This window comes from [Flexibacter] sp. ATCC 35103, from assembly GCF_001975985.1.
GTDB lineage: Bacteria > Bacteroidota > Bacteroidia > Flavobacteriales > Flavobacteriaceae > Flavobacterium.
The window spans coordinates 73,157-91,643 of sequence record NZ_MTQF01000004.1; the positions used below are offsets into that span (position 1 = coordinate 73,157).

Below are 18,487 nucleotides of genomic sequence, written 5' to 3' on the forward strand. Positions count from 1 at the left end.
AATATATCAAGTATTCCCTTAAAATAATTTAAAATGGAAAAACTATTACTCTCTTTAAGCAGTTATTTACTAGATATAAAAAAAATATACTTTGCTGTATTATTTCTTCTGTGGTCTTCAATTGGTTTAGCACAATCAATAACAACTAATAAAACCATAACCGCAAATACAGCCAATTGTGGTATTGTGAATGTAAAAGTAGATATTACGGGAGCAAACCCTATTACGAGAAATTCAGATGTTGTTTTGGCTATTGATATTTCCGGTAGTATGGGTTATACTATTCCGGGCGATTTTAAAACATCAATGGATTATGCCAAAAATGCTGCACTGGCATTTGTTACGCAGGCAAAAGTAAATCCTCAGAACCGAATTGCAATTGTCGCGTACAGTACAACTGCGTCTTTAAAAATAGGACTGACTTATTTGAATGCTGCTGGTGTTGCTGCCATAACCACTCAGATTAATAATTTGCAAGCGACTAACTCAACCAATCTTTATGGAGGAATTGTTAGATCAGAAACTGAATTAGAAACCAATGGCCGATTTGACTGCAGCAGTGCAAGAGCTATAATTTTACTCACTGATGGTGTAGCAAACGTAACAGGAACTAACGGAAATACTACTTGTAATATTAGTAAAACATCGCAATGTGTTACTGATGCCATAAATGCTGCGACAAATGCAAAAACAACAACAAAATCAAGCGTTGTGTACAACAATCAACTTTTTTCTGTTGGCCTTTTTGGAGGTATCAGTGGCAATATAAATACGAATAACAGTGAACAAAACATTGCTAAATTTACTTTAGACGGTATACAGGGAAATCCGGCATATATTACGCAAAGCGGCGCGAACTTAACCTCCATATACAATCAAATCGCAACTCAGATTTCATGGGTTGCCCAAAATTTAATTACAAAGGAAACTGTAATTCCGGGTTTTACAATAGGTTCGATTACAACAAGTAAAGGAACAGCTTCATTATCCGGACAGGTAATTACCTGGAATACTGATTTTTTGAATTCGGAAACCATTACTTTAAATTATCAATTAACACCAACCGGAACTGCCTGTGGAAATCAGATTGTGAGTACATCGACCTTGAATTATCAAAATTCATCTTGTGCCAATGATTCTAAAGCTATTAATACATCCAGTTATTTTGTTCCGTGCGTGCCATTAATTACAGGAATTTTATCGGCATGCGGATCTACTACATTAACAGCTACTACAGATGCAACTTCTCCAACTTACGTTTGGTATAAAGATAATGTTATTTTAGCAGGACAAACCTCAGCTACACTTGTTGCAACAGCTAGTGGCGCTTATAAAGTGAAAGTCAAAAATGGCACAACAAATTGTGAATTAACCTCAGCAGAATCAACAGTTTCGATAAGTCCTGCTGCAGCACTTACAGCGCCTGCAAACGCAAGTATTTCGGGTTGTGGAACTGGTGCTATAACCGGACTTGCTTACAGTACGACAAATAGTATTATTACTTTGGCACAATTAGTCGCTGCAGGAGGATCATTACCAAATAGTGCTTTACTAGGAACATACACAATATCATATTTTGACGTTGCTACAGGTACTTGCCCAACAATTGTGACCAGAACTTTTAAAGTTGTGACAGCTTGTGGAAGTATTACGGCTTCGCAAACTATCTCTATTATAGATACTACTGCTCCAATCTGGACAACTTCGGCGACAACATTAAACACAACTTTGCAATGCAGTGATACCTCAGGATTAACAACTGCACAAAACCAAGCTCCGGTTGCTACCGATAATTGTGGCGGAACAGTAACATATACTAAAACCAGCGGAAATTTTGTTGCGGGTTCCTGCGCAAATTCCGGAACATACACCAATACGTGGATTGCAAAAGATGTGTGTTTGAATACTTCGACCAATTTCACTCAGGTAATTACCATTATCGATAATACAGCTCCAACTTGGACAACGACTTCAACAGCATTAAACACAACTTTGCAATGCAGTGATACAGCAGGATTAACAACTGCACAAAACCAAGCTCCGGTTGCTACCGATAATTGTGGAGGAACAGTAACGTATACTAAGACCAGCGGAAATTTTGTTGCGGGTTCCTGCGCAAATTCCGGAACATACACCAATACGTGGATTGCAAAAGATGTGTGTTTGAATACTTCAAGCACTTTCACACAAGTAATCGCAATTCAGGATACTACTGCGCCAACATGGACAACTCAAATTAATTCTTTAAACAAAACTATTGAATGCAGTGATGCGACGGCTTTAATTTCCGCGCAAGCGTTATTTCCAATGGCTTCAGATTTATGCGATTCCGATGTTTTGAATATTATAAAAGTTAGTGGAGTTTTTGTTGCTTCTGCAGATTGTTCGAATGCGGGAACTTACACCAATACATGGACGGTTAAAGACGATTGCGGAAATACTTCGGACACTTTCACGCAAGTAATTACGATTCAGGATACTACTGCTCCAACCTGGACAACTGCTATTTCTTCTTTAAATAAAACTATCGAATGCAGTGATGCAGTTGCTTTAACTTCCGCGCAAGCGTTATTTCCAACGGCCTTAGATTTATGCGATGTTGATATTTCGAATATTATAAAAGTTAGTGGAGTTTTTGTTGCTTCTGCAGATTGTTCGAATGCGGGAACTTACACCAATACATGGACTGTGAAAGACGATTGCGGAAATACTTCGGACACTTTCACGCAAGTAATTACGATTCAGGATACTACTGCTCCAACCTGGACAACTGCTATTTCTTCTTTAAATAAAACTATCGAATGCAGTGATGCAGTTGCTTTAACTTCCGCGCAAGCGTTATTCCCTACAGCTTCAGATTTATGTGATGCCGATGTTTCGAATATTATAAAAGTTAGTAGTGCTTTTGTAGCTTCTGCTGATTGTTCGAATGCAGGAACTTACACCAATATATGGACAGTGAAAGATGATTGCGGAAATACTTCTGATACTTTCACGCAAGTAATTACAATTCAGGATACTACAAAGCCAACCTTTACTGGAGATCTTCCGTTGGACATTACTGTGTCTTGTGATGCTGTTCCGGAACCTGCAAATATCGAAGCTTCAGATAATTGTAATGATAATTTGCCAATCGTTTTCAGTGAAATTAAAAGTGATATTCAGAATGGCTGTAACACTAATTATACTTTAACACGTACCTGGACTACTAGCGATTGCAGCGCAAATAAAGCCAGTTATAGTCAGATTATAGCAGTTCGAGATACGACTCCTCCAACCGGAACTGCGCCTACAGATGTTACTAATCTGCAAACTATTGCCGATATTCCTGTGGGAAATGCGAGTGATATAAAAGATGCCGCTGATAATTGCAGTACTGCTATCGATATTACCGTAAACGATACTGATAATGGTGGAAGCGGTTGCGACGGAAATGCTTATATCCTGACCAGAACGTATACTTTGACGGATTGCGCCGGAAATAAAACAGAATTAAAACAAACTTTTACTGTCGAAAACAAAGTTTCTGTAACCGGAGTTGCCTCGAACGTAACTTGTTTTGGCGGAAAAGATGGTTCAATCATAATTACTAATAGTCAGGGAGCTATTGTTGTTGTAAAAAATGAAAATAACGAAGTTGTTGGAAACAGCAATTTACCTGCCGGAACATACACACTTACAGCAACATCATCTGTAAATACCGGAAATCAAACTTGTTCTGCAGTTGCTGTAGTTGTAATTACACAACCTGCATATACGATTAAAATATCCGGACAACTCATAAACAAAGACACTAATATTCCACTTGCAAACGTACCTGTAACCTTAGTTCCTCAAGGTGCTACAACTGGACCAATTTTATTACGCATCACTGGTACTGATGGTTTTTATAGTTTTTCAGGCATGTCTGCCGGAAGTTATTTAGTTCAGGTTCAAGATGCTAATTTAAATAGTGCGTATCAATTATATCCTATCGATTCAAGTTTGTTTTTTACGACACTTGAAGATTGTAAACTTCAACAGCATAATTTTGAATATGGAAAATCAACTCTTCCGGTTCTTGGAGATTATGTTTGGTATGACACAAATACTAACGGAATTCAGGATGAATGGTATGATGCCAATAATGATGGCGTTGTTACTAAAAATATTCCGGACGAAAATGGTGCTATCGACTTCAGTCAATGGGAATGGATTGATCTTAACGGTGACGGAAGTTATGCCGGACCATTAAATGTTGGCGAATTAAATGCCGGTGGTTTTGGAAATGCACTAAGTCCTAACGTAATTATTGACGGTCCTAACGGATATCACGCTGAAGTAATTGTAGGTATTGAAGGATTCTGGAGAAACAGACCTGAAACTACAAATCCGTATGGAGAATACAGGATAAAATTAGTAAAAGATGCTAATCTTGATGCTGTTGCTACAAATTTAGGCGCAACAGGTTTAGTAAAAGTTCTTCCGTCGATTACAGACAAAAAAGCAATAAATAAAACAGCTAAATCTCAATTACATACCATTTGTGGTATAACTGGAGGCGCTGGTGGATATATTGTAAACATCAGTCCAGAGGATTTAGTTCATTTAAATGCTGACTTTGGAGTGAATTGTAAAGTTTACTCTGATATTGTGGCTAATGATGATACACCGGGTCCAATTGTTGGAGGAAATATTACGACTCCAAATGTGATTAATGTCTTGCATAATGATACACTCGAAGAAATAGTTGTAACAGCTTCTGATGTGATTATTACCACAGTAACACCAAATGCGTTTTTGCAATTAAATCCTGATGGTTCTGTAGATGTTTTACCAAATGCGCCTGCCGGTGTTTTGACAATGGTATATCAAATTTGCGAAGCTGACCAGACAGACAATTGTGATACTGCCATTGTAACCATTACAATATCAGCACCTCCTGCTCCACCAACTCCGGTTGTTGCCACAGATGATGTTTATGCAAATATTGGCTGCAACACATTTGGATTAGCAGGAAATCTTTTAAGCAATGACTTTAAAGGTTTAACAAAAGCTTCTTTAGATCTTGTGAACTTTACATTATTAACTCAAAATAATAATGCTGTAAAGACAGATCCAAACATAACTTTTGACACTTTAGGGAATGTAACGGTATCAAGTTTAACGCCAGCGGGAACTTATGAATACAGTTATCAAATTTGCGACAAATTAAGTCCTGATAATTGCGATACCGCCACTGTTACGGTAATTGTGGTCCCAAACGGAAATACCAACATAGCGATCTCTGCCTGTAATAATGATTCAACACTGATAAACTTACTTTCTTTATTACCTGAAAACACACCTCTAACGGGATCCTGGATTGATACCAGCAACAGTAATTCTATACAAGGAAATACACTAAATGCGTTTGGCCTGGCACTTGGTAACTACACTTTTGAATATAGAATAACAGACCAGAATTGTCCTCGAAGTATCCTCCTTAACATGCAAATAAATGATGATTGTAAAGTATTGGCCTGCGGAAATGTTATCGTTCACAATGCTTTCTCCCCTAATGGTGACGGCATAAATGATTATTTCAGAATTGACAGTATTGATGATATAACGTGTTATCCTGAAAATAATGTAGAAATATATAACCGCTGGGGAATATTAGTTTTTGAAACTGATAATTATAATAATACAACCAATGCGTTTGACGGAACATCAAGAGGAAGAACAACTGTTAAACAATCTGACGGATTACCAACCGGAACTTATTTCTACATTGTGAATTACAAATCATTAGACGGAAATAATATCCTTCAAAATAATAAAAAAGATGGGTATTTATATTTATCTAAATAAAATCGATAGTAATAATAATTTAATAATATCTACTATGAGAACAAAATTATTTTTCATCGTTATACTGTTTGCAGGTATTGCAGGTTATGCACAACAAGATGCACAATTTACGCAATACATGTACAACACCATCAATATTAATCCGGCTTATGCGGGATCACGAGGAGCTTTAAGTGTTTTTGGATTGTATCGTACACAATGGGTTGGTCTTGACGGAGCTCCGGAAACTAGCAGTTTTTCTGTCAATACACCTATCAATAATAGTAATATTGGCATTGGTGTTTCATTAATAAATGATAAAATTGGCCCAACAAACGAAAACAATTTTTCTGTAGATCTTTCGTATACGATTCAGACTTCGCCAGATTTCAAATTGTCTTTTGGGATAAAAGGAACAGCCAATTTATTCAATCTTGATATCAATAAATTAAATCCCGAGAATCAGGGCGATCCGCAGTTTCAGGATCTGGACAATAAATTTTCACCAAATGTAGGTGCCGGTGTATATTGGCATTCCAATAAAGCTTATATGGGATTATCAGTTCCTAATTTTATCGAAACCAATAGATATGATGATAATGACATTGCCATTTTTAAGGATAAAATCAATTATTATTTGATGGCAGGATATGTATTTGATCTTGACAAATTAGAATATATAAAATTCAAACCGGCAGTATTAACCAAAATAGTAGAAGGTGCACCACTCCAGGTAGATGTTTCGGCCAACTTTATGTTCATAGAAAAATTTGTTGTGGGTGTAGCTTACAGATGGAGTGCTTCTGTAAGTGCCATGGTAGGTTTTCAGATTACAGACGGACTTTATCTGGGCTATGGTTATGATCGTGAAACCACCAATCTGAACAATTATAATTCAGGATCACATGAAATATTCCTGCGTTACGAATTCATAAAAAACAACGGTAAACTGACAACCCCTCGTTTCTTTTAAAATAAAATGATTATGAAAAATTATATACTTCTTTGCTTAACAATGATCTGTTTTTCATTTGACAGTTATTCGCAACAATCGAAAGTAACTGCCGGAGATAAAAAATATGACAGTTATGCTTATATCGATGCTATTAAAACCTACGAACGCGTGGCCAATAAAGGATATAAATCTGAGGATATGTTCAAAAAACTAGGTAATTCATATTATTTCAATTCTGATTTTGACGGAGCTGTAAAATGGTATAGCGAACTTTTTGCACTGAATTCTTCTGTTGAGCCTGAATATTATTACCGATATGCTCAGTCTTTAAAATCAACGGGGCAAACTGATAAAGCCAACCAGATCTTAACGGAATTTAACGCTAAATTTAAAAACGATAACAGAGGAAAACTTTATAAAGAAGATGTTAATTATCTCGATGAGATAAAAGCAAATTCAGGACGTTATAAAATTGAAGATGCCGGCATCAACTCTAAATATTCTGATTATGGATCATTTGTTTACGATAACAAAATCTATTTTGCTTCGGCGAGGGATACCGGAAATTTTTCGAAACGCAAACACAAATGGACAAATGAATATTTTACCAATTTGTATTTTGCAGATATTGATACTGTAAACAATACTAGTATTTCTAAAGTAAATAAATTTAAGACTTCTCTTAATACCAAATTTCACGAATCATCTCCGGTTTTTACCAAAGATGGAAAAACAGTTTATTTTACAAGAAACAATTATGCAAACGGGAAAAAAGGAAAAGATGACAACAAAATAACGTTAGTAAAAATTTATAAAGCTACGTTTGAAAACGACAAATGGACAAACATTACCGAGCTTCCTTTTGACAGTGACAATTATAGTACGGCACATCCTGCATTAAGTCCTGATGAGAAAACTTTATATTTTGCATCAGATATGCCGGGAACCGTCGGGGAATCTGATATTTATAAAGTGAGTATCAATAGCAATTCAAGTTATGGACCGCCAACTAATCTTGGCAAAAGTATTAATACCGAAGGCAAAGAGACATTCCCCTATATTACGGGCGAAAATGAAATTTATTTTGCTTCAGATGGTCATCCCGGATTGGGCGGACTCGACGTATTTGTGGGGAAAATTGAAGATAACGGAACCATCAGCAGCATTCAAAATGTGGGAAGTGATATAAACTCTCCTAAAGATGATTTTGCGTATATTATTGATCCGGTTTCCCGAAGAGGATTTTTCAGTTCTAATAAAGATGGCGGACAAGGTTCTGATGATATTTATAAATTTCTGGAAACCAGAAAACTACAATGTATACAAGAACTAAACGGAATCATTACAGATGCAGAAACAGCTGCTGTTTTACCAGGAACCAAGGTTACTTTATATGAGGGAACAACTATAAAAAACACCACTATTTCTGACGCTGTGGGATTTTACAGTTTTGCTGTCGAATGTGGTAAAACATATAATGTAAGGGCTGAAAAACAAGATTATACCACAAAAGAAGTAACGATAACTATTGGAAAACTTACCGGAAAAACAAGCCTTCCTATTGCGTTGGATAAATCGACTTGCAAAGTTACTATTGGCGATGATCTTGGAAAATGCTTTGGTATAAAAATGATTTATTTTGATCTCGATAAATCCAATATCAGAACAGAAGCTGCAATAGATTTAGAGAAAATTCTGGATGTATTAAACCATAATCCAACAATGAAACTCGATATTCGCTCACATACTGACAGCCGGGCTACACATCAATATAATGAAGCTTTGTCTAACCGAAGAGCAAAATCTACCCTGCAATGGCTGATAAAAAACGGTATTGCCGCAAACAGGTTAACCGGAAAAGGCTATGGAGAATCCCAACTGGTAAATAGTTGTTCTGACGGTGTAAATTGTACCGAAGAAGAACATCAAATGAACAGAAGAAGTGAATTTATTATTACAGGATTATAGTTAATTAAGAGTATCCTATTTTTAAAAAAGCTGTCTGAGAATCTTCAGACAGCTAAAAAAAAAAAGCCGTTGTAAATCAAGGATCTACAACGACTACTAAAAACCAACCAGTCCAATAATATTTAAATTTTAACGAAAATATTCGTGTAATATTTTTTTCCCGTTTTAGAATCAGTTGTTACTGATAAACCAAAATGAGTATAATCCCCTTCAATGTTTTCTTTATGTCCGGGACTTTCCAGCCATGCCTTTACGGCGGCTTCTGATGTTTTATAATTATAAGCTACATTTTCGCCTACTTTTTTAGCGCTTAAAACGCTCATAATATTATTAGATCTTGAAGTAAAATCATTATGATCTACCACATTGTTTGCAATCATATAAGCATTATGCTCCTGACATTTAAACGATACGTGATTTATTTTTTCCAGTGTATTTAAACCAATACTTACACGATAATCATTAATAAGTTTCATGGTTTCGATCTCTGAGTCATTATAAGTGTAGTTCGTGATCAGAGTTTGGGTCGTAGTACTATTTTCTTCTGTTGCCTCGGCGCTATCTGCAGAGCATGAGTTCATTGTAATAAAAATTACAACGAACATCATGGCATACATCATCTTTTTCATAATCAGTGCAGGTTAATATTAAAGTAAATGTTGGGGCAAATTCCTTAATAAATTTTTATAAATTAAATCGTTTATTTCTTCTTCAAACATATTTAATTTATCGGTAAACTACAAAATTAATCGATGAAATGCATCATAAATCTATTATATAAAGTGTTTTTCTTACATTTAAGAAGACAATCTGTCAATCTTCCATGAAAAATCAGACTGACTTTGATAACGTATCCTGTCATGTAATCTGTTAGGTCTTCCCTGCCAGAATTCTACCTCTAATGGAGTCACTAAAAATCCGCCCCAATTATCAGGTCTGGTAATTGGCTTTCCTTCAAATTCTGCTTCGAGTTTTTTTAAGTTTTCTTCTAAAAAAGTTCTTGATGGAATCACTTCACTCTGATTTGAAACGATTGCACCTAATTTACTTCCGTCAGGACGCGAATCGAAATAACCGTCGGATATGTTTTCAGAAGTTTTTTGTGCAATTCCTTTAATGATTACCTGACGTTCCATTTCCTGCCAAAAAAAAGACAAACAAACATGAGGGTTTGCAGCAATTGCTTTTCCTTTCTCAGAATTATAATTGGTGTAGAAAATGAAACCTTCTTCAGAAAATTTCTTTAATAAAACTACTCTTGATTTCGGGAAACCATCCAGTCCAATTGTAGAAACGGTCATTGCATTTACTTCTCCGCTTGCGCCAAAATCTTCTACTTCATGAAACCATCTGTTAAAAAGATTAATAGGATCCTCCGGAATATTGGTTTCTAATAGTTCGCTCTTCTCGTAAGATTTTCTATAATTGCTTAAATCGTTCATGATTGAGGATTTTAGATTGTTGATTTTAGATTTTAGATTTCGCTGGACTTTTTAAACTTAGTAACTTAGTTTCTCAGAATCCCGAAACTTCGGGACAGCAACTTAATTTATTCCCACTCAAAACTTCTCCCGTCATCTCCTAAAAGTACATTCGGAAAAATTTCTTGTGCTTCTTCTTTAAAACGCTCAATTCCATCATATCGTGTAGAATAATGACCTAAAACTAATTGTTTAGCATTTGCTTTCAATGCAATTCGTGCTGCTTCTTTTGCAGTAGAATGTAATGTTTTCTGAGCCAAAGCGGCTTCAGATTCCAGAAATGTAGTTTCATGGTACAGAACATCTACATCTTTTATAATCGGAATAATATCTTCATTGTAAACTGTATCAGAACAAAAAGCATAACTCAATGCCGGAATTGGGTCAAAAGATAATTTCTTGTTTTCGACTACTGTTCCATCATCAAGTGTTATGTCTCCGCCACCTTTTATTTTTTGATAATATGCGGTGTGTATATTGTAATGCTGAACAGCTTCGACATTTAGTTTTCTGTCTCCTGGTTTTTCCTGAAACAAGAATCCGTTGGTGTAAACACGATGTTTTAGCGGAATCGTTTTTACAATCACTCTGTTATCTTCAAAAATAACTTCGCTTTCTTTCGATTCTAATTCATGAAAGAAAAGATCGTAAGTAGTCCAGGAATTGGATAATTTTAATTGCAAAGTAATGATTTCCTTTACTCCTTTTGGTCCATAAATATGCAAATCAGTTGTGCGTCCTAAAAGTGCAAAAGTCGAAATAGTACCTATTAAACCAAAAAAGTGATCACCGTGTAAATGCGAAATAAAAATGTGATTAATTTTTGAAAATTTAATCTTGTTTTTACGCAATTGAACCTGGGTTCCTTCGCCACAATCAATTAAAAATAATCTGTTCTTGATTTCTAAAACCTGCGAAGTGGGGTTTGTAATCGTTCTGGGAGTTGCGGCATAACAGCCAAGTATAGTAAGCTTCAATTTTTGTTGATTCGTTTAATTGTTTATTTAGTTTAATCGTAAAATTGGTAATTTGTTTAACCTTAAAATGGATTAAACAGTGAAACGATTAACAGACTAAACTGTTAAACAATTATCCAATTTTCTAAAAACCCAAGTCTCTTTCGATTTCTTCCATTTCGATAATATCGTGTGCTTCTAAAAGAGATGGAACCACAGTTAATTTATCAGATATAGCATTAAAGTCGAGATCATCGACTACAATTACAAAAGACTTTTTGGCTTTTTTTTGTTGTTTGGCAAGTGGTAAAAAAAGCTTTAAATCACTTTCAGACAATCCGGCATCTGCTGATAAATCGATTATAATATTTTGTTTTTCAAAGGTTTTAAATTGCTGTGTTACTTTCTCCAGAAAAGATTTAAAATCTTTCTGAGTATCTTTAATCGTAACGGTATGTCCTTTTTGATCTACTTTCATCTTATAATATTGAAAAGCGAAGGTACAATTTTTTTAGTTTTCAGTCGCAGTCGCGGTAACAGTTTTCAGTGTCAGTTTTCAGTCTCGGTTGCGGTTTTCACTGAGACTGAAAACTAAAACTATTGAATCTTAGAAGCCAGTAAATAAATCACTGCCATTCTAATTGCTACACCATTCTCAACCTGATTTAAAATCACTGAATGATCTGAATCTGCCACTTCTGAGGTTATCTCTACTCCTCTGTTTATTGGTCCCGGGTGCATGATTATAATTTCTTTTGCCAAAGAATCCAGTAATGGTTTATCTACTCCGTATTGTTGTGCGTATTCACGTGTTGACGGGAAAAAATTCACATCCATACGTTCGTTTTGTACCCGAAGCATATTCGCTACGTCGCACCATTCCAGGGCCTTTCTTAAATTAGGTTCAACCGTAACCCCAAGAGATTCGATATATCTCGGAATCAGTGTTTTTGGTCCGCAAACTTTAACTTCTGCACCTTGCATTTGCAACGCATATATATTTGATAAGGCAACTCTGGAATGCAGAATATCACCTACAATAACTACTTTTTTGCCAGCTACATCACCTAGTTTTTCTCTAATCGAATAACTGTCTAATAAAGCTTGTGTTGGATGTTCGTGTGCTCCGTCTCCGGCGTTTACGATACTTGCTTTGACATTTTTGGATAAAAAATAAGCCGCTCCGGGGTTGGAGTGGCGCATTACAACCATGTCTACTTTCATGGAAAGGATATTATTTACAGTATCAATTAAGGTTTCACCTTTTTTAACCGAAGACTGTGCGGCAGAAAAACTAATAACATCTGCTGATAATCGTTTTTGTGCTAACTCAAACGAAAGTTTTGTTCTGGTACTGTTCTCGAAGAAAATGTTAGCAATGGTAATATCTCGTAATGAAGGAACTTTTTTAATGGGTCTGTTAATGACTTCTTTAAAATGATCGGCAGTTTCAAAAATCAGGTTAATATCATTCTCGTTGATGTATTTTATTCCTAATAAATGATTTACGCTTAATTCTTTCATTTTTATTTCTTTAATATTTAATTGTCAAATTACTAAATTACTGAAACATTCAGCCTTTCCATACTTTTTTTAAGAGCAGCTACTCTATTGAACCATCCTGTCTACAACCTCACTGTAATCCTGAAGATCTCTTGCGTCTTCATCAAAAATCTTTTGCCATCTAAAGCCCGGAATTTCAATTTTAGTTCTTGCAGAGCCGTCCCATTTTATTTTAAAATCGTTATTTATTAAAACTTCGGCAACTCGTTTTCCAACTTCTATCGTAATTGTATCATCTGAATTATCTACTTTTTGAAAAGCGATATACAAACCCGGATTTTCAAGATCGATTGCTCTCGCCAAATCTTGTTCGTGATAAAAGCAATAACCATCAGACTCTACTTCGTTTTCCTGTAATTCCCTTTCAACCTCAACTACTTCATATTCACCGTCGGTTGTGGTGTAACCTGCGTTGTGAAGTGCAATGATATTTTCATCACCCAATTCATCAAACGCTTTTATTAGTCTTTCAGTATCTGTTGGACTTATCCATAGTTTACTTTCTGCAAGTAACTTTTGGTATTCTTCTCTTATTTTATCAAAAGCCCATTCTTCTGAGATTTCGTCTTCAAATTCGTTGTCTTCAATTTCTTCCAGTATGTTTTCCTGAATCTCATCAAGAGAAAGAAATCCCATTCTGACCTGATTAAAAATTGATTCGTAAATAAAAGTTTCGTTCTCAGTCATTTTTTATTGTTTATTTGTTTAACCGTTTATTTGTTGATTCTTTGATTGTTTGTTTAATCGTCTTTTTTTTGCGATTAAACAATTAACCGATTTAACGATTACACTAATTCGTTATCAGGTAAACGGCGTCTTCACTTTCATTTTCTTTCCAGCTCACTTTTACTTTTTCGCCATTAATTGCATCAACCTGACGACCACGATAATCGGGCTGAATAGGTAAATTGCGGCTAAAACGCCTGTCGATTAACACTAACAATTCGATTTCTGAAGGTCGCCCAAAAGACTGAATTGCGGTTAAGGCAGAACGAATGCTTCGTCCGGTAAACAATACGTCATCTATAAAAATGACTTTTTTGTTTTCGACTATAAAATTTATTTGTGTTTTATTGGCTTCCAGCGGTTTATCAGTACGACGAAAATCATCTCTAAAAAATGTGATGTCAAGATATCCCAAAGAAATTTCAGGAACCTGATATTCGTTTTCTAATATTTGTTTTAAACGTTCAGCTAAAAAAACGCCTCTTGGCTGAATTCCCACTAAAATAGTATCCGAGAAATCAAGGTGTTTTTCGATCAACTGACAAGCCAAACGATGGAGTATGATAGTAACTTCTTTTGAATTAAGTAATACTTTTTGGCTCATAATTAAGTGTAATGTTTGGTTGGACAAATATACGAAATCAGAATTTATTTGTTGGGGTGTTGAGTGGGGAAATATTTTTTTTTGAAATTGTAATGAATTTTGAATATAGGAAATGGATTTTTGGTATCTTTCTATATTTAATATCTAAAGTCAATAAAATCATTTTAGTAACATCAAAAATTCAATATTTTTCAAATATGATAAATCGAAATCATTTAAAAGAATTTATAAAAAATAATGAAAAGGAAATCCTTATTGATTACAGAGAAAAGCTTTACAACAATTTACAAGAAGTTATAAAAAAAGAAGAAAAACAAACACTTATTTTATTGATTTTGATTACTCTTTATTTCTTTGTAGATTATAAATCATTATCTGACGTTTCCCTAGGTATACTTACAATAACAAATCCAGCAAATTTAGTTATTCAACTAATACCTATTATTTTTTCCACATTATTTTTCAATCTCTTTCGCATTGGGAAAGATAGACAAGATTTACATGATAGCCTAAAGGAAATTACATCGCAATTAACAAGTAGTTTAATTAATTCTGAATCAAAAGATGAACTACTAAACAACACACTTTATAGACTATATCTTCCCAATTCAATTGGAAATTTCGCATCATTTATTACAGCTAGAAAGACAATTTCCCTAACTGTTATTGGATTTATATTATTAATACCTTTTTTCATAATAGGAATACTCCCCTTTTTGATAGTTATTTTAATGCTATGTAATTTATGGAAAACTCAAATTGAAACTATATCGGGAATAATATCTTTTTCAATAACACTTTGGGTCTCTATTTCAATTATTTTTTTCTTTTTTACTCCTCAACAAGAAGAGAATTTAAATATTTAAAACCAAGAAAATCATATACAAATATGTATCCAATAAATTCATAAGAACTCTGTCGTACCGGATCGCGCATATATTGACAACCATAGCATAGATGTCCACAAAGCGAATAACTCAAGTAAAAAAAATGATTTACATCAATAAAACCACATTCCCACATTGTTATATTGAAGAAAAGAAATTTGACTGGGGAGAACCTTACGATGTTATAACGCCAATTTTCAATTTATACATCGATCCACAATTATCAGATATTGAATATACCATTGAAGTTTTAGGCAAAAATAATTTCAAAATTAATTTAGAGAAGCTGTATAATATTCTGCTTAACAAGGAAGAATATAATCGCATTGAAAATTTTAATACGCCAATTTTTAATCGCGAACTCTTATTAAATAATATTCAAAAATACTTGAATTCTAATGAAGATCAGACTTCTCCGTGGAAACAATATTATGACGGATATTTAACCGAAAATGATTATTTGGAATCAATTGAAGAAGATCTAAACAGAATATTATTATTTGAACGAAAAGAATATTGATAAGATTGAAAAAACAAATATTTTTAAGAAGAATAATACAAAAATTAAGTAATTTGGCTTCATCAAAATCAACACAAAGTTCAAGAACGTTACATAATAAATATTTCTATTTTCAACCTTTAATAATGTGAGGCGTCAACACCATAAACACGGACACAGTAAATATGAAAAAAAAATTACTCTTAGTATTATCTTTAATTGTTTTACAAAACAGCCATGCACAATGGACTAAAATTACATCGCCATACGCCGGAAATTTATGGGCTATTAAATTCTTTGATGCACAAAATGGATATATTGGCGGAAATACTGCCATTTTAAAAACCACTGATGGTGGCGTAACTTGGACATCAAAATCGATTAGCAATTTTTTAATAAGTAGTTTTTCTTTTCCAAGTGCAACTGTAGGGTATTATGGCTGCAATAATAACATTGTGGCAAAAACTACTGATGCAGGTTTAACCTGGACAAATCAGAATCCAAATGCAAGTCCGTATGCAATACTCTCTGTAAGTTTCCCCACTGTAAATACCGGATATGCAGTTGGTGATGCAGGAACGATCAGAAAAACAACCGATGGCGGAACAACATGGGCGACTCAGGCTTCAGGTTTAACGACAGGAATAGAAGAAGTACATTTTTTTGATGTGAATACTGGTATCTGTGTTGGAGACGGAGGTAAAATTAAAAGAACAACAAATGGTGGTGCAACCTGGGTTACAATAGCGAGCGGAACTACGGAAAATCTATATGATATCTTTTTTCTAAATGCAAATACAGGTTTTATAGCCGGAGGAACCGGTACGATACTTAAAACAACTAACGGCGGACAAACATGGTCTGCCCTAAATACAGGATTTACTGACTGGTTAACTTGTATTTGTTTCAAAGATGCATCAACAGGATATGCAGGAGGTACTCAGGGAAAAATGTTTAAAACTATCGATGGTGGAGCAACATGGACACCAGAAGTTTCCGGAGTAAGTTTTGCTAAAGCTATAAATGATATTATCTACATTAATAACAGATTTATTGCCGTGACAAATCAAGGAGAAATAATTACTGATGTTCCTACTTTAGGTACTGCTGAAAATATCAAAGAAGATGCTGTGGTTATGGTATATCCAAATCCTACATCTGATTCTTTTTCAGTAGATTATCACAACAATGAAAATTTAACTTTAAAAATAAATATTATTGATGTAAATGGCGTTATAGTAAAATCTAAGGTTTTAAATGAGAATCAAAGAACTGTAAATGTAAAAGATTTAAGTAATGGTGTTTATATTGTTGAAATTAAAGCGGGTCGATTTTCAGCTACCAAAAAATTAATTATAAAAAAATAAAATGAGTAAAGTGCAGTAAAGTAATCAGTTTAAAATATAAAATTATGAAAGTAAAAGTCATAGGGATCCCTGTTCTCTATCAGGAAAAGGCATTACAATTTTATACGGAGAAATTGGGTTTTATAAAAAAACACGATGTGCCTTTAGGCGAAAATAACAGATGGTTAACAGTAGTTTCTAAAGAGGAACCAGACGGAGTTGAAATTTTATTAGAACCTGCACCCAATCATTTTGAACCTGCCAAAACCTATCAAAGCGCTTTATTTGAAGCTGGGATTCCGTATACGCAACTGAATGTAGATAACCTACAGGAAGAATATGATAGATTGATTAATCTTGGTGTTGATTTCAGCATGAAACCAACTGAAATGGGAAATGTAAAAATTGCCATTTTAGATGATACTTGCGGGAATAAAATTCAGCTCATCGAAATGTTGTAACATTTTATATTAAATTCTTATTAAGTATATGTGATAAACAAAAACACCTTTTATTATGAGAAAAATAATCGTGTTATCAATGATTACAATTGATGGAGTAATGCAAGCCCCGGGCGGACCTGAAGAGGATACATCCGGAGGTTTTGAATATGGAGGCTGGGTTGCGCCATATGGTGATGAAGTTTCCGGAAAAATCATAAAAAAACAGATGGAACCGGCAGATATATTACTGGGCAGAAAAACCTTTGATATTTTTGAGTCTTACTGGCCGGAACATGCAGATTTATGGCCTGGAATTAATGAGGTTAGAAAATATGTTTTGTCTTCGACCAGAAAGCATTCAGATTGGGAAAACTCTGTTTTTCTTGAAAATATTTCAGATATTAGAAAAATAAAAGATTCTGCAGGATCTGATATTAAGGTTTGGGGAAGTGCTACACTTGTTCAACTGTTACTTCAGCATGATTTAGTAGACGAACTTTGGCTCAAAATTTATCCTTTAACACTTGGAAAAGGAAAAAAACTGTTTAATGATGCAATTCCAACATCTTTTAGATTGACAGAAAGTACCGTTTCACCAAATGGAGTAATTATTGCCAATTATACATGTGCGGGAAAAGTAAAAACCGGTACTATTGGAGCCTAAAAATAAAACTTAAATCAATATAATTTTGATATTAATCCAAATCATAGAACTTTTGAACTTAATTGTGTAAGACATTTTTTTGCTGTTTGAAGTAATTTTATTGTACGATAATTAGAATACAAAATTCTTTTTAAAACAATTAAAACAGCAAAATCATGCAAAAGAACATTACACGTTTGTTAATGGTATTCGTAATACTATTTTCATTTACAAGTTGCGAAGTTATTGGAGACATTTTTAAAGCCGGAATGGGATTCGGGATATTTATCGTAATCTTTATTGTTGCGATTATCATCTTTATATTCGCTAAGCTTTTTGGTAAAAAATAAAACATAAAAAAATCCTGTTCATTTAAGGTGAACGGGATTTCTTTTTTAAGTCTCTTTTATATTTTGTATTCAATACTTCACACAGATAAACTTAGATATTCAACTCTTGGCAACATAATTAATTGTAATAATTGCCAAAACTTTTTCCCTTACATTCAATCCTTTTTTTTATTCTAATTTTCAATAAAAAGAATTAAATATTGAGTTTAAATTCAATTTTACCTCCCTTATTACTTCATAATTTAATTACTCTAA

General features: G+C 34.1%; 16 protein-coding genes. 9 read left to right on the forward strand and 7 right to left on the reverse strand.

Annotated elements, in window-relative coordinates:
- The first annotated feature begins 33 nt into the window (after positions 1 to 33).
- The 3 genes from BXU01_RS08420 to BXU01_RS08430 are packed head-to-tail and all read left to right on the forward strand — an operon-like array spanning position 34 to position 8,734.
- Complete coding sequence (locus BXU01_RS08420) at positions 34 to 5,832, forward strand: gliding motility-associated C-terminal domain-containing protein (protein WP_083692773.1); 5,799 nt, start codon at positions 34 to 36, stop codon at positions 5,830 to 5,832.
- A gap of 34 nt (positions 5,833 to 5,866) precedes the next feature.
- Positions 5,867 to 6,784, forward strand: coding sequence for a type IX secretion system membrane protein PorP/SprF (locus BXU01_RS08425; protein WP_083693272.1), 918 nt, complete (start codon positions 5,867 to 5,869; stop codon positions 6,782 to 6,784).
- A gap of 12 nt (positions 6,785 to 6,796) precedes the next feature.
- The gene (locus BXU01_RS08430) at positions 6,797 to 8,734 is read left to right on the forward strand and encodes an OmpA family protein (protein ID WP_083692774.1); all 1,938 of its coding nucleotides are present in this window, start codon (positions 6,797 to 6,799) and stop codon (positions 8,732 to 8,734) included.
- 122 nt (positions 8,735 to 8,856) lie between these two features.
- Here the strand turns inward: BXU01_RS08430 and BXU01_RS08435 are convergent, their stop codons facing one another.
- The 7 genes from BXU01_RS08435 to pyrR form a co-directional block, all read right to left on the reverse strand.
- Positions 8,857 to 9,363, reverse strand: a complete 507-nt coding sequence (locus BXU01_RS08435; RefSeq protein ID WP_083692775.1) for a CAP domain-containing protein — start codon at positions 9,361 to 9,363, stop codon at positions 8,857 to 8,859.
- A gap of 168 nt (positions 9,364 to 9,531) precedes the next feature.
- Positions 9,532 to 10,176, reverse strand: a complete 645-nt coding sequence (gene pdxH, locus BXU01_RS08440) for a pyridoxamine 5'-phosphate oxidase (RefSeq protein ID WP_083692776.1) — start codon at positions 10,174 to 10,176, stop codon at positions 9,532 to 9,534.
- A 107-nt stretch (positions 10,177 to 10,283) separates the two neighbouring features.
- Positions 10,284 to 11,192, reverse strand: a complete 909-nt coding sequence (locus BXU01_RS08445) for a ribonuclease Z (RefSeq protein WP_083692777.1) — start codon at positions 11,190 to 11,192, stop codon at positions 10,284 to 10,286.
- A gap of 124 nt (positions 11,193 to 11,316) precedes the next feature.
- A complete protein-coding gene (locus BXU01_RS08450) occupies positions 11,317 to 11,649 on the reverse strand; it encodes a ribonuclease Z (RefSeq protein WP_083692778.1) in 333 nt (110 codons plus the stop codon).
- Positions 11,650 to 11,768: 119 nt separating this feature from the next.
- The gene (locus BXU01_RS08455; RefSeq protein WP_083692779.1) at positions 11,769 to 12,695 is read right to left on the reverse strand and encodes an aspartate carbamoyltransferase catalytic subunit; all 927 of its coding nucleotides are present in this window, start codon (positions 12,693 to 12,695) and stop codon (positions 11,769 to 11,771) included.
- A gap of 84 nt (positions 12,696 to 12,779) precedes the next feature.
- A complete protein-coding gene (locus BXU01_RS08460; protein WP_083692780.1) occupies positions 12,780 to 13,421 on the reverse strand; it encodes a hypothetical protein in 642 nt (213 codons plus the stop codon).
- Between the two features lie 103 nt (positions 13,422 to 13,524).
- Positions 13,525 to 14,064: a bifunctional pyr operon transcriptional regulator/uracil phosphoribosyltransferase PyrR gene (gene pyrR / locus BXU01_RS08465; RefSeq protein ID WP_083692781.1), complete on the reverse strand. Its 540-nt coding sequence runs from the start codon at positions 14,062 to 14,064 to the stop codon at positions 13,525 to 13,527.
- 11 nt (positions 14,065 to 14,075) lie between these two features.
- Here pyrR and BXU01_RS08470 point away from each other — a divergent pair, with 11 nt between their 5' ends.
- From BXU01_RS08470 to BXU01_RS23645, 6 genes are all read left to right on the forward strand, one after another.
- Positions 14,076 to 14,930 carry a hypothetical protein gene (locus tag BXU01_RS08470; protein WP_083692782.1) on the forward strand — a complete coding sequence of 285 codons (855 nt, stop codon included), beginning with the start codon at positions 14,076 to 14,078 and terminating at the stop codon, positions 14,928 to 14,930.
- A gap of 124 nt (positions 14,931 to 15,054) precedes the next feature.
- Positions 15,055 to 15,471 carry a hypothetical protein gene (locus BXU01_RS08475; protein ID WP_123774002.1) on the forward strand — a complete coding sequence of 139 codons (417 nt, stop codon included), beginning with the start codon at positions 15,055 to 15,057 and terminating at the stop codon, positions 15,469 to 15,471.
- A gap of 164 nt (positions 15,472 to 15,635) precedes the next feature.
- Positions 15,636 to 16,817 carry a YCF48-related protein gene (locus tag BXU01_RS08480; protein ID WP_083692784.1) on the forward strand — a complete coding sequence of 394 codons (1,182 nt, stop codon included), beginning with the start codon at positions 15,636 to 15,638 and terminating at the stop codon, positions 16,815 to 16,817.
- A gap of 44 nt (positions 16,818 to 16,861) precedes the next feature.
- Positions 16,862 to 17,257 (forward strand): VOC family protein, encoded by a 396-nt coding sequence (locus BXU01_RS08485; RefSeq protein WP_083692785.1) that lies wholly within the window; start codon positions 16,862 to 16,864, stop codon positions 17,255 to 17,257.
- A gap of 55 nt (positions 17,258 to 17,312) precedes the next feature.
- Positions 17,313 to 17,903, forward strand: coding sequence for a dihydrofolate reductase family protein (locus tag BXU01_RS08490; RefSeq protein WP_083692786.1), 591 nt, complete (start codon positions 17,313 to 17,315; stop codon positions 17,901 to 17,903).
- Positions 17,904 to 18,058: 155 nt separating this feature from the next.
- On the forward strand, positions 18,059 to 18,232 hold the full coding sequence (locus BXU01_RS23645) for a hypothetical protein (RefSeq protein ID WP_165606662.1): 174 nt from the start codon (positions 18,059 to 18,061) through the stop codon (positions 18,230 to 18,232).
- Positions 18,233 to 18,487 lie beyond the last annotated feature (255 nt).

Bases quoted from the DNA above. Each gene is read 5' to 3' on its own strand.
- BXU01_RS08460 (WP_083692780.1), bottom strand. From the start codon at position 13,421: ATGACTGAGAACGAAACTTTTATTTACGAATCAATTTTTAATCAGGTC.
- pyrR (WP_083692781.1), bottom strand. From the start codon at position 14,064: ATGAGCCAAAAAGTATTACTTAATTCAAAAGAAGTTACTATCATACTC.
- BXU01_RS08450 (WP_083692778.1), bottom strand. From the start codon at position 11,649: ATGAAAGTAGATCAAAAAGGACATACCGTTACGATTAAAGATACTCAG.
- BXU01_RS08435 (WP_083692775.1), bottom strand. From the start codon at position 9,363: ATGAAAAAGATGATGTATGCCATGATGTTCGTTGTAATTTTTATTACA.
- BXU01_RS08490 (WP_083692786.1), top strand. From the start codon at position 17,313: ATGAGAAAAATAATCGTGTTATCAATGATTACAATTGATGGAGTAATG.
- BXU01_RS08475 (WP_123774002.1), top strand. From the start codon at position 15,055: ATGATTTACATCAATAAAACCACATTCCCACATTGTTATATTGAAGAA.
- BXU01_RS08430 (WP_083692774.1), top strand. From the start codon at position 6,797: ATGAAAAATTATATACTTCTTTGCTTAACAATGATCTGTTTTTCATTT.
- BXU01_RS08420 (WP_083692773.1), top strand. From the start codon at position 34: ATGGAAAAACTATTACTCTCTTTAAGCAGTTATTTACTAGATATAAAA.
- BXU01_RS08455 (WP_083692779.1), bottom strand. From the start codon at position 12,695: ATGAAAGAATTAAGCGTAAATCATTTATTAGGAATAAAATACATCAAC.
- BXU01_RS08485 (WP_083692785.1), top strand. From the start codon at position 16,862: ATGAAAGTAAAAGTCATAGGGATCCCTGTTCTCTATCAGGAAAAGGCA.
- BXU01_RS08470 (WP_083692782.1), top strand. From the start codon at position 14,076: ATGTTTGGTTGGACAAATATACGAAATCAGAATTTATTTGTTGGGGTG.
- BXU01_RS08425 (WP_083693272.1), top strand. From the start codon at position 5,867: ATGAGAACAAAATTATTTTTCATCGTTATACTGTTTGCAGGTATTGCA.
- pdxH (WP_083692776.1), bottom strand. From the start codon at position 10,176: ATGAACGATTTAAGCAATTATAGAAAATCTTACGAGAAGAGCGAACTA.
- BXU01_RS23645 (WP_165606662.1), top strand. From the start codon at position 18,059: ATGCAAAAGAACATTACACGTTTGTTAATGGTATTCGTAATACTATTT.
- BXU01_RS08480 (WP_083692784.1), top strand. From the start codon at position 15,636: ATGAAAAAAAAATTACTCTTAGTATTATCTTTAATTGTTTTACAAAAC.